Annotated in this window: 9 protein-coding genes; all 9 read right to left on the reverse strand. The window is 40.6% G+C overall.

Features of this window, described 5'->3' with window-relative positions; genetic code table 11:
• Nucleotides 1–2: 2 nt before the first annotated feature.
• Nucleotides 3–1,634, reverse strand: coding sequence for a methyl-accepting chemotaxis protein (locus Xhom_RS13340; protein WP_069315245.1), 1,632 nt, complete (start codon nt 1,632–1,634; stop codon nt 3–5).
• Nucleotides 1,635–1,688: 54 nt separating this feature from the next.
• A complete protein-coding gene (locus Xhom_RS13345) occupies nt 1,689–3,392 on the reverse strand; it encodes a methyl-accepting chemotaxis protein (protein ID WP_069315244.1) in 1,704 nt (567 codons plus the stop codon).
• A 148-nt stretch (nt 3,393–3,540) separates the two neighbouring features.
• Nucleotides 3,541–4,038, reverse strand: coding sequence for a chemotaxis protein CheW (gene cheW, locus Xhom_RS13350; protein ID WP_069315243.1), 498 nt, complete (start codon nt 4,036–4,038; stop codon nt 3,541–3,543).
• Between the two features lie 95 nt (nt 4,039–4,133).
• Complete coding sequence (gene cheA, locus Xhom_RS13355; protein ID WP_069315242.1) at nt 4,134–6,287, reverse strand: chemotaxis protein CheA; 2,154 nt, start codon at nt 6,285–6,287, stop codon at nt 4,134–4,136.
• Between the two features lie 71 nt (nt 6,288–6,358).
• Nucleotides 6,359–7,297 (reverse strand): flagellar motor protein MotB, encoded by a 939-nt coding sequence (gene motB / locus Xhom_RS13360; protein WP_099139766.1) that lies wholly within the window; start codon nt 7,295–7,297, stop codon nt 6,359–6,361.
• 2 nt (nt 7,298–7,299) lie between these two features.
• Nucleotides 7,300–8,181: a flagellar motor stator protein MotA gene (motA, locus tag Xhom_RS13365; protein ID WP_069315241.1), complete on the reverse strand. Its 882-nt coding sequence runs from the start codon at nt 8,179–8,181 to the stop codon at nt 7,300–7,302.
• A gap of 135 nt (nt 8,182–8,316) precedes the next feature.
• Nucleotides 8,317–8,898 (reverse strand): flagellar transcriptional regulator FlhC, encoded by a 582-nt coding sequence (flhC, locus tag Xhom_RS13370; RefSeq protein ID WP_069315240.1) that lies wholly within the window; start codon nt 8,896–8,898, stop codon nt 8,317–8,319.
• A gap of 2 nt (nt 8,899–8,900) precedes the next feature.
• The gene (gene flhD / locus Xhom_RS13375) at nt 8,901–9,251 is read right to left on the reverse strand and encodes a flagellar transcriptional regulator FlhD (RefSeq protein ID WP_069315239.1); all 351 of its coding nucleotides are present in this window, start codon (nt 9,249–9,251) and stop codon (nt 8,901–8,903) included.
• A 2,380-nt stretch (nt 9,252–11,631) separates the two neighbouring features.
• Nucleotides 11,632–11,820 (reverse strand): hypothetical protein, encoded by a 189-nt coding sequence (locus Xhom_RS45855; RefSeq protein WP_145957455.1) that lies wholly within the window; start codon nt 11,818–11,820, stop codon nt 11,632–11,634.
• Between the last annotated feature and the right edge of the window lie 856 nt (nt 11,821–12,676).

Below are 12,676 nucleotides of genomic sequence, written 5' to 3' on the forward strand. Positions count from 1 at the left end.
CCTCAGCGTACTTGGCTTACAACATACTCATCGGTCTTGTTTAATGCAGAAAACTTCTGATGATCGTATTCATGTTCTGAATCTATCGGCAGTTCAAATTGAGCAACTGTTTTCACTAATATGTCTGCCTTATCTTCAAGTGCTGATGCAGCAGCCGCAGATTGTTCAACTAATGCCGCATTTTGCTGTGTGACTTGATCCATCTGACTCACTGCCTGAGCAACTTGATGAATACCTCGGCTTTGCTCATCGGAAGCTGAGGCAATTTCAGCCATCAACTCAGTGACTTGGTTAACTGATCTCACAAGCTCATCCATCGTTTGTCCCGCATGATTCACCAGTTCTGAGCCTTGGTTTACGCGATGGACGGATTCGTCGATTAGTTTTTTGATCTCTTTAGCGGCCTCGGCACTGCGTTGTGCCAGATCGCGGACTTCACCAGCGACTACAGAGAACCCTCTTCCCTGTTCGCCAGCACGTGCAGCTTCAACAGCTGCATTCAATGCCAGGATATTGGTTTGGAAGGCAATGCCATCAATGACACTGATAATCGCACTGATTTTCTTCGAACTGTAGGCAATTTCATCCATAGTGGCCACCACGCTGATGGTCAATTCACCGCCTTTCGATGCAGTCAGGGAAGCAGATACTGCCAGTTCACTGGCCTGACGTGCATTTTCAGCGTTCTGTTTGACAGTAACAGTCAACTCTTCCATGCTAGCAGCAGTTTCTTCCAGCGATGCTGCCTGTTCTTCAGTGCGTGATGACAGGTCGGTATTTCCCTGTGTAATCTCCTGAATGCCAGCATACATCTGATTGGTGTTGTCTCGCACAGAAGCAATCGATTTGATCAGAGATTTCTGCATGTCACGTAGTTTTCTGAAGATATCGCCAATTTCATCATAGGTCGTAACGGCAATTTCTTTATTCAGACGGCCTTCTGCTACATCCTGGAAACAGGCTCGCATGTTGTCAAACGGTCGGAGCAGATTACGCCGCATCCACCAATGTGCTGAGGCTGAAACAACAAATACCATCAGGATAGAACCGAAAAACATGGCGATGGAGACTTTATAGTAAAATGCACCATCGGAAACCGCTGTACTGATGTTATGACCGAGATACTGCATGTAGTTGTTGTATGCGACCTCTAGCTGGCGCTGATAATCCTCTGTGGGTTGATCAAGAAAAGCTTGAAAATTCCCTTCATCGAGATAAGTTCTCAGCTCTTTTAGTGCATTAATATATTCTTGGTAAGAATGTTCAACCGCAGCCAATAAAGTGGTGCTTTTGTCATTCTTTTCTATTTGAGGTAAGGCACTGAACTGAGCGAAATTCCTTTCCGCTTCATTCAATGAGCTTTTGAGCAACGCTTCCATGCCGTCTATTTGATCCTGCGATTGTCCCACTTTTTGAGCAATCGCGATTTTGTTGAGAGTGTTACGCGTTTGCAGCATTGCTGCCCAGCTCAATCCAAGGGTATCTCTTCGTTTAGTTCCCAAATCAATTCTTTCGATATATGACTGGTCTGTATGAATTATTCCTAAAGACAAACCACTCGAAATAATTTGCATAACACAAAACATCATGAGCAATAGATACAAACTGGTTGATATGCGAAGCCTGCCTAACATGTAATCACCTCGTTTAACGGCTGCATTATGCAGCCGTGGTTATCGCTATTATTTTTAGAATGTTTCCCAATTAGAGGGGTCTTCCACATTGCTGCCTTTCTTCAGCACGGGAGGATTCGTTTTATTAGCTGGAGGAGTCGGCGACTTTATCGTCGATAAAACTTCATGTTTTCTTTTCTCAGGCTGCTTCCTTTCGGCCTGCTCCGGTAACTGGAATAACGCGACGGCTTTAGTCAATATCATGGCCTGCTCTTCTAATGCCGCTGCGGCGGCCGCAGACTGTTCAACCAGTGATGCGTTCTGTTGGGTAACCCTATCCATTTCAGAAATAGCGACACCAACTTGAGTAATTCCCCTACTTTGTTCATCAGAAGCCGATGCTATTTCCCCCATAATGTCAGTCACGCGGGTAACAGAGTCGACAATTTTGTTCATCGTTTCTCCCGCGCTTTCTACTTGTATGGAACCGGTGTCAGTACGGCTTACAGAGTCTTCAATCAGTGATTTGATTTCTTTGGCTGCTTCCGCACTGCGTTGTGCCAGATTGCGTACTTCACCAGCAACCACCGCAAAACCGCGGCCATGCTCACCTGCACGGGCAGCTTCTACCGCAGCGTTAAGCGCAAGAATATTAGTCTGGAATGCAATAGCATCAATCACGCCAGTAATATCAGAAATTTTGCGGGAACTGTCTGCAATGTCATGCATGGTTTGCACCACACTCGCCACCACTTTACCTCCCTGACGGGCGATATCAGAGGCGTTATCAGCCAGATTGCTCGCTTGGCGGGCATTGTCAGCATTCTGTTTTACCGTTGCCGTCAACTGTTCCATGCTAGCAGCAGTTTCTTCCAGCGAAGCCACCTGCTGTTCTGTACGAGAAGAGAGATCGTTGTTACCCGCAGCAATTTCACTGGTGCCGGTATAGATGGTTTCGGTACTTTGATGAACACTTCTGACAGTATGGATCAATTCATCCTGCATGTGTCTCAGGCCAACCGCCAACATGCCCATTTCATTGGTACCGGACACACTGATGGTTTGGGTCAAGTCACCTTTCGAGAAGGCTTTGATATTTTCCAGCAGCTTGTTCAATGGATTGATCAATGCCTTACGCAAACCAATCCAGCTTACCGCCATAACCGCAACCAACAATATAAGCACAGAAATCAAGCCAATGATGATATTGCGATAAGCGGCATCAGCTTCGTGCGACACTTCATCATACAGTTTTTGATTCTGGTTCAGATAAAAGTCGTATTCCACATTAAAAGCGTTCTGATAATCGGTGGTTTTCTGGCCAAAAAACCCTTTATAATCTTTTTTTGCCAAAAAACCATCCAACTCTTTGAGCGCATTGAGATAGTCATGATGAGTTTGTTTTAAACGTTGGAGACGCTCTGGATCATGTATAGGCAGTTTAGGGAGTTGATCAAATTGCTCAAAACGGCGTTCCGCACGAGCCAGACTGACTTTGGATTCAGCCATAACATCATCAATGTGGTAAGTACCGTCAAGATCGCGTTCTTTCATCATATAGATGATGCCAACGCGGTTCAGATTATTACGGGCTTGCAGCAGGTTAATCCAGCTTTCATCCAATAGTTTTTGCTGCTGCCGCATTTTATCTAATAAATCAAAGGCTTCAGTATCGTTCTTTAAACCATTAAAGAACAGTCCCCCGGAGATAAATTGCAGAGCACCAAATAATATGATGACTGAGATAAGTCCCGTCACTATTTTCATTCGGTTAAACATGACTTCCCTTTTGTAATAAATTGCTATGCCAGTGTTATCGGCATCCACAAAAGGAACTTTACGCGTAATTCTAAAAATTGATTTTTTACGGTGTTTTTTTGATCTAGAACAATTAAGGCTGTTGTTTGATCGCAACAGCCCCGAAATATCAGTCTTTGGTGACTGAATCTACCAGCGCCATTTCTTCGCTGTTAAGAAGTTTTTCGATATCGACCAGAATCAACATACGTTCATCAATAGAACCCAGCCCTGTCAGGTATTCTGTTGATAAGGTGACCGCAAATTCTGGTGCAGGGCAGATTTGATCGTCTTTCAGGGATAACACGTCAGATACGCCATCAACGACAATTCCGACGATACGGTTAAGCAGATTCAGGACAATAACAACCGTGTTGTCGTTATACGTGATATCTTCCTGTGAGAATTTGATCCTCAAGTCAATAATAGGAACAATCACTCCGCGCAGGTTGGTGATGCCCTTGATAAAGGCAGGTGTGTTAGCAATACGGGTAACATGATCATACCCACGGATTTCCTGCACTTTCAATATTTCAATTCCATACTCTTCGTCACCCAAGGTGAAGACCAGATATTCCTTTCCGGTCGTTTCCCCCGATAATTTATTGAATTCTTCTATGGCTGACATGATGTTACCTTTTACTGTGAAAGTCATTGTCCAAAAGTAGCTGTAAAAAAGTCACTGTGAAAACGTTACTGCAAAAAACATTACTGTAAAAATAGCTAATTGACATTCACCAGCCCCGCTTTGCGCTCAGCCAACTGTTCGTGGTTAAGTTTCTGCAAGGCAGGAATATCAACTATAAGTGCAACGCTACCATCCCCCATGATGGTGGCCGCTGAGATACCTGGCACTTTGCGGTAATTGCTCTCAATGTTTTTAACAACAACTTGATGCTGCCCCACCAGTTTATCCACCAACAACGCATAGCGGCGTCCGGCACTCTGCACAATGACGGCAATACCTTTTGTTGGATCAGTTATTCCATTCGGAATATCAAATATCCGGTACAGTTCAAGCAACGGTAAGTATTCACCACGTACCTGCAATAGCTTTTCATCACCAGTCAACGGATAAATATCTTCATCCTGTGGCTGCAATGAGCTGACTACGGCGCCTAGTGGCAAAATGAAAACTTCATTATTAACTCTGACAGACATGCCATCCAGTATTGCCAATGTCAGTGGTAACAGAATACGAATGACTGTCCCCTTTCCTTCTTGGAAGGTGATCTGAATCTGTCCGCCCATATCCTGAATATTGCGCTTAACCACATCCATGCCGACACCACGGCCAGAAACATCGGTGACCACTTCTGCGGTAGAAAATCCTGGAGCAAAGATCAGCATGGCCACTTCTTCATTGCTCATGTTTTCACTGATGCTCAATCCTTGAGACTGCGCTTTTGCTAAGATCTTCTGACGATTTAATCCCGCACCGTCATCAATCACTTCAATGCAGATATTTCCGCCCTGATGTTCAGCAGACAGTGTTAACTTGCCTGTTTCTTCTTTTCCGGCTGCGAGCCGTTTTTCTGGACTTTCGATACCATGGTCAAGACTATTACGCACCAAGTGTGTAAGTGGATCGATAATTCGCTCAATCAGGCTTTTATCCAATTCTGTTGAGCTACCAATCAGCATCAATTCCACTTTCTTATTAAGTTTTCCAGCCAAATCGCGCACTAAACGCGGATAACGGCTAAAGACATACTCCATCGGCATCATGCGGATAGACATGACAGATTCTTGCAAATCGCGGGAATTTCGTTGCAATTGGGCCATGCAGCTCAATAGTTCGCTATGTTTTGTCGGCTCCAGGCCATTGCAGTGTTGAGCCAACATGGATTGAGTAATAACCAGTTCGCCCACCAAGTTAATAAGTTGATCAACTTTTTCAACAGCAACACGAATACTGGAGGATTCAGCACGTTGACGAGGTGACCCAGCAGCAGGACGTGGCGCTGGACGACCTGTTATAGGCGCATCCGTTTTTTTCGGAGCATCAATCAATTGTGGATTATTTGCAGTTACCGTATTTGCCGTTGCACTGATCTCTTTCGCCGTATTTTTTTCTACTTCATCTTCTTGCTGTGTTTCGGTGTCCGTATTTTCTGATTGTGATTCATTCGGTGGCAAAAACGTTATCTGTTCAGGCTCAATGACAAAACACAGCACAGCCGTAATATCATCTTCTGTTGCAGAGGTAATCATTGATGCTTCAAGACTGTTTGAAGTTTGTTCAACATCATAAAGATCACCAAGATGCCCCAATTCATCCTTTAGCAAAGCAACTTCACGTTCTTTCAATCCAGATAAATGAACCCTGATCCTTCCATGATCAGTTTTGTCTACGGAAATTTGTTTTTCTTCTGGCTGAGCTTTTGTACCATCTTGTTCTGCCTCAACGACATCTACAACGGCTTCCTTTTCAAATTCAGTCTGAATATCAGCGAATACAGCAGCAGATTCATCTTCCCGTTTATCTTCCTCTAGCTCTAATGCAAGCTGACGCAATGTCTCACAAATGTAATTGAATGTATCTTCATCCGGCTCCTGAGAACTTTTATAAGCATCCAATTGTTGCTGCATAATATCTTTCGCTTCTAAAAACAGGTTGATAATGTCAAAAGTCAGGCGGATCTCGTCACGTCTGGCGCTGTCGAGCAGATTCTCTAAAACATGCGTAGTCTGTTGCAGTTTGGTAAAACCAAAAGTCGCAGCGCCCCCCTTAATGGAGTGGGCGCTGCGAAATATTGCGTTTAACTGTTCATGATCAGGTTCATCGGCATTCAGCAACAATAAATGCTGCTCCATATCGGCCAATAGTTCATCTGCTTCATCAAAGAAAGTCTGATAAAACTCGGTAATATCCATCGTTACTTACTCTGTCACCTTATTTAGTATCATTGGATGGTTCAGCAGCAGGCTGCTCCGGTTTTTTTATTTCAGTGGATCGTTCCGTGGGTTGCTGGAGAAGGTGTTCCCTCATTCGAATCCGTTCTGATGACTTCCTTCATATCCATACTATTGTTAGCCGTCATGGCACTGCCACCACTGTTTTCCTGCTCAATCCGCTTTTCTGCATCTTTATTCAGTACAATGATGCTGATACGACGGTTAACCGGCGCATTAGGATCGATGCCTTTTTGCATGCTCACGGTGGATGACATACCCACAACACGCAAAATTTTGACTTCATCCAAACCGCCCATCAACAATTCACGCCTTGACGCATTAGCACGATCAGAAGAAAGTTCCCAGTTACTGTAACCCCGCTGACCGTTGGCATACTGTAAACTATCCGTATGACCAGAAAGGCTGACTTTATTTGGAATATCATTCAAGATCGGCGCAATTGCCTGCAAGATATCGCTCATGTAACTCTCAACCTTCGCACTGCCAATCATGAACATCGGACGATTTTCTCGATCGATGATCTGAATACGCAACCCTTCGTCCATCATGTCTATCAATAAATGAGGACGCAGTTCTTTAAGACGAGGATCAGTGAGAATCAGTTGATCAAGTTGCTGGCGCAAACGATTCAAGCGACGGTTTTCTTCACTTTTTTCATCCACTTTGGATTGACGGGAAATTTCCCCATTCTGTTGGAAAACATCATCGCCTCCTCCAGGAATCGGATTTGTACTATCGCTGCTTTTTGGCCCTTTATTGATCGCTACCTGCAAAGGCGTACGAAAATATTCTGCTATGCTGGTCAATTCCTGTGGACTCGCGATTGATATCAGCCACATAACCAAAAAGAACGCCATCATTGCAGTCATGAAATCGGCATATGCGATTTTCCATGATCCTCCAAAATGCCTCGAATCATGTTTTTTTCGCCTCTTTATTCTAACGACAGAAACATTATTCGTTTTCATAATTATTCTTCAACTTCTTGCTGTACAGGGGCTTTAACCCGACGAACATGCTCTTCAAGCTCTGTAAATGAAGGACGATCTGTGAGGAATAATGTTTTGCGGCCAAACTCAACAGCAATTTGTGGTGCATAACCATGCAGACTAGAAAGCAGCGTTACTTTAATGCATTGCATCATTTTGACTTGTTCACTACTGCGCTGACGTAATAACGTCGCTAGAGGAGAAACAAAACCATAAGCCAATAAGATCCCTAGAAATGTTCCCACCATTGCATGTGCGATCAAAGCACCCAGCTCTCCTGCAGGACGATCCGCAGATCCTAAGGCATGTACCACCCCCATTACGGCAGCGACAATCCCGAATGCAGGTAATGAATCCCCCACCAACGACAAACTCGTCGCTGGCACTTCACTCTCTTGCTCGTAAGTTTCGATTTCTTCATCCATCAAGGCTTCGATTTCATGAGGGTTCATATTACCGCTGATGATTAAGCGCATGTAATCAGTGATAAAATCCATCAAATACTGATCTTTCAACAAGCTAGGATACTGTGTAAAAATGTCGCTTTGATGTGGATTTTCAATATCTCGTTCCAATGCCAAAAGCCCATGTTGACGAGATTTAGACAGCAGACGGAACTGCAACGCCATGAGATCCATGTACATCTTTTTGTTATATTTTGATCTGCGCAATACTTTTGGCAAAACACGCAGCGTTGCCTTTATCGCCTTACCATTATTGCCTACGATAAAAGCACCAATTCCCGCACCTGCAATAATCAAAAATTCAGCTGGCTGATAAAGTGCGCCCAGATGGCCACCGACAAGCAGATAGCCACCAATCACCGCACCAAAAACCACGATATATCCTAAAAGTACTAACACGCGATATCCTTTAGCTAAGTTGGTGAGCAGATGGGATTTGAACAGGGTGAATTAATAAGCAGAAGAAAGGGGGTGGTAGCAGGTTACAGGTTTTATATTCAAACCTGTAACCTGAATTTAACTTCCAGTTTTAATTCACATCGCTTGCTGAGCAAATCCATCCAGCAGTTGTGAATTAATATCGGCAGGTTGAGAGGAAAGTTTACGTTTTTTTACCGCTCGTGAAGGCGGCTGGCAAAGACTACAAACAAAGCTATTCACTGGTTGGTGAGCATGCGTGATGAAAGTTCCACCACAGCAGCGACACTCTGTCGGTTGTAACATACCACTGTCAACAAAACGAACCAGTGTCCAAGCTCTGGTCAACGCCAAAACAGGTCCACCTTCACTACCCGGAGGACATTGCTCAAGGTACAGCCGATAGGCTCTTACAACAACCTCTACACCTTCACAATGTCCACTTTTCAACAGAAAACGGTAAGCATTGTAGAACATTGACGAATGAATATTCTGTTCCCAAGTCATAAACCAATCCGTCGAAAACGGTAGCATTCCTTTAGGGGGAGGACTTCCCCGCAATTCTTTATACAGCCTGATCAATCGACCTCTGCTTAGTTGAGTTTCACTCTCAAGCATCTGCAATCTAGCGCCTAAAGTGATGAGTTCCATTGCCAGCTGAATATCTTTCGCTTCCTGAACAATACTTTTCTCAACCATCTTTACGCTCTTTTCTTTATTGAAGTGTCATCCTTCGCAGATAACTGCTGAAAAAGATGAGTAGACAGCAAAATACCTGTATGAATCTGTTGCAGATCGTCTACCCGCGATTCCTTCGTTAACTGCTTTACGGTTTCGTGATCTTCAAACCGAAAATGGCAAACTAGTTGGTTTGTTTCAGCTAATTTTACTAACTGAGGCAATGTCAGCTCGGCCAACGTATCAGCCATCGATTCACTAATACCTAAACGGAACATCGCAGATGCTTTCTCATGGTTAATTAGCCGTTGCGCTAAAAGCAAATACGATAAATTTATGTCATAAATATGTTTGAGCAATTCAACCGTACTCATTTCTATATATCCCGTCCGATTACATGAAAAAATCAAATTAAGTGATCAAAGAATCACTCACGACAAAATTACCAGTAGCATGAGATTCAATAATCTCCGACATAACTGAAATATACATCTTTAGCCAGAGCAGTAACTGTCCTTTGTATTACTCTTGGGATCGCCCAATTTCTAAAATATTTCGGTAATGGGTTGTAAAAGTATTATTGCGTCATCTGGGTAATGCACTTGCCACAATTGATTAAGAATATTCTTAATGCTAATTAACTTTACTCCTGAATCATCAACTTATACAACGGAGAATATATGTCATTTTAAATACTATGTGATCATCATCACAAAACAGATACTTTTTATTATGATTCTCGCTCATTAACTATTCAAGCAATAGAAAACTAAAAATAGTCTACAATTAATAAGTTAAATTATCTAAATAAAAACATTAGGGATTGTTTTTTGTTTTATTCGATCTATTAAACTTACAAATCCAAAATAACGATAAAAAATCTTCCCTTTAGCTAAATTAACAACATCTTAGTAAAATTTGCCTCTTGATAATTCAGGTAGGTACCCATCTTCCACTACAACCTGATTTAAATCATAGTTGGGCCAAATTTATTAATTATATGTGAACACTAGTTATTAAAAAGCTACCAGTCTGATCATTTTTAGTTTACGATCGTCTTTTTTTTACACTGCAACAAGAGTGTAAATTATCCACTTTGAACACAAATATCACACAGATCACAAAAATAAGATAAAATATAGTATGGTGTTGAAATAAAAAACATATGTATCCTTGCCTTCCTGAAAGCACAGCCAGCAACACTTTGCTAACTCAATAAAACTTATGCCTCATAAGAGATATCAAAGCCACTTCAAACCAAAACAATACATAAATTTATCTAAACATAAAAAACACATATACAGCCTAAATGTGACATAAATTTAACGAAATTTTTGTTAGAGATTATTTCCCCTTATCGACAAGCCCACACAAGCAAATCATAAATAAATCTTATTAAAAAAAACTTATTCCACCAGTAAAATGTTAAGTTTAATAAATATTTTTAGTAAAACTCCAGCACCTTATAGGCTGTAGTAAAATTCAGAAACTAAACAAACTATTGACTAAAAATTAACTACTTAAATAACAAAAAACATAGATATAAAATCACTACTAAATGTAAATTTAGTAACAGTTTATTATTGCATAAGTCCTAATAAAAAAATAAATAGATATTTAGGCGAAAATAAATAATAGAAATAGATAAAATAAATATAAAAAATAAATTTACCCTACTGAACTTAAAACTCCAGTAGCAATAGTTCATTTAATTCAGCGTTTAAAATAAAAAAAATAACAGGTAAATATAACGCTATTACTTCCTTAAATTAATTTGCCAATGTGATAGGAGGTTCATATTCAAAGAATAACATCAATACCTATTCTAAATATTTGCAAAAAATTCACCATAAGGAGAGTTATAAAGGCAGGTTTTTTATGTGGGTTAATCCCTTAACCTATACAGAATAAAATTTTAAGTAATGAGAATTATTTACAACCATCTACCAAATCGATAGATGTAAAATCTTTTCATCATTTGGATGATGATACAGTAACTTATTAATATCCCAATTAGCCATGAAAAATATTCCCATAGCAATGGCTGTAATCCAATTAACATATCAAAAGGTGAAAATGGAATGTAAATACCTAGCATAATTATTATTAATGTCATTAATCAAGACAGGTAACGTAGCCGTACTTTGTACAAAAGGAGCCTTTTATGTGCTCAACATATGCACAAGCAATATCTGTGACAGTAGCCATTAAACAAAATATCCCAATTTAAATATGGCCTGATGCTTTACACTGTTCGCTGTAAATACGTACCACATCATGACATAAACCATAATGAGGAAGATAGACGATGTGGATCCAAGCCAGAGTATAAAACATCCGATATGCTCTGAATCCCACTTACAGAGCTTTTTCAAAAAATTCTTTATCTTTTCTGTCTTATAGTAAAGACGCAGTGAAATATCGTACATTAGGTTTTGTACAAGCAAATGAATGGATAACATCGGTAAAAATGGAATAAATGCACTGACAACCAATACAGAAAATACGTTTCCAAAATTCGGTTTGGCTGTCATATTTAAATACTTAATAATATCCCCAAACGTTTCCCTTCTCTTAATTATCCCACCTCTAATACCATGAGATTTTTATCAAGAGGAATGATATCTGCTGACTCTTTTGCGATATCCGTCGCAGTATCAACTAAAATTCCAACATCAGTATCCCGTAATACCAGAGCATTATTTATTCCATCGCCAAAAAAACCAACTGTGTGACCATTATTTTACAATATCTTTAAAATGTGTGATCTTTGCGATGAGTTAACTTACAAAAGACAGACTTTAATTCCACTTCTTTTGAAAGGTCTTCATCACTCATAGGTTCAATATTAGAACCAATAAGAATATTTCCAGAATCTAAACCTACTGCACGGCAAATTTTAGCGGTCATGGCAGGATTATCTCCGGTAACTAACTTAACCAAAATACCATTTTTTCTTAATGCTGAAATCGCTATTGCTGCATCATCTTTTGGTAGTTCTAGAAATGTTAATAAACCTTATAGTGCCATTTCCTTTTCATCAGTCACAGAAAGCGGATGTTTCACTTCATCAAGACTTAACTCCCTTATCGTTAAGATTAACACCCTGAAACCTCGTTAGTTATAGTTACTAACTAATTCCCTTGCATTGTTGTGACTTCTTTCAGTAAGAGAAATAATTTTCTCCTTTGCCTTTATATAGAAGTAAACTGATAGCATTTTCTCTACGGTACCTTTGCAGATTAATTGGTATTTTTTATACAAATCACGTACAGAAATTGATAATCTACGTCTAACAAAATCCAAAGGTAACTCATCAATTTTTCTGTAGCTGCGAAGAAAATCGATGTCTAAATTTTCTCTGCTATACCTGACAATCGCTTGATCCGTTAGATCCTTGGTACCACTTTGATAGAGGCTGTTTAATTTAACCAAGCCTCAAACCTACCAGGTGAATGACATCAGTGCTACTCAATAACTGCAACCTAACACCTAATCCATCGAGTGCTTGTAAGCTTAACGTCCTTACCAAAATTTCATCATTTATGTCGTAAATAATATATGGATTTTATAACGCGGTTCTAAATCCAAGGCTTGTTGCTGTGATTAGGCATTAATTCACTGTACGGCTTGACACCAAATGCATTGTTTTCAATCCTGCCATACGTTGATACCATTGACACTCCGCTCCGATCAAAACCCCGAAGCACAATGCGGGCAGTAACAGTAAATGAACAGCAACAGATGTTAACAACCTGGTATCCCCCATATCATCAAATGGATAAATACATCCTTTACT

It is taken from the genome of Xenorhabdus hominickii, assembly GCF_002632725.1.
GTDB classification, from domain to species: Bacteria; Pseudomonadota; Gammaproteobacteria; order Enterobacterales; family Enterobacteriaceae; genus Xenorhabdus; species Xenorhabdus hominickii.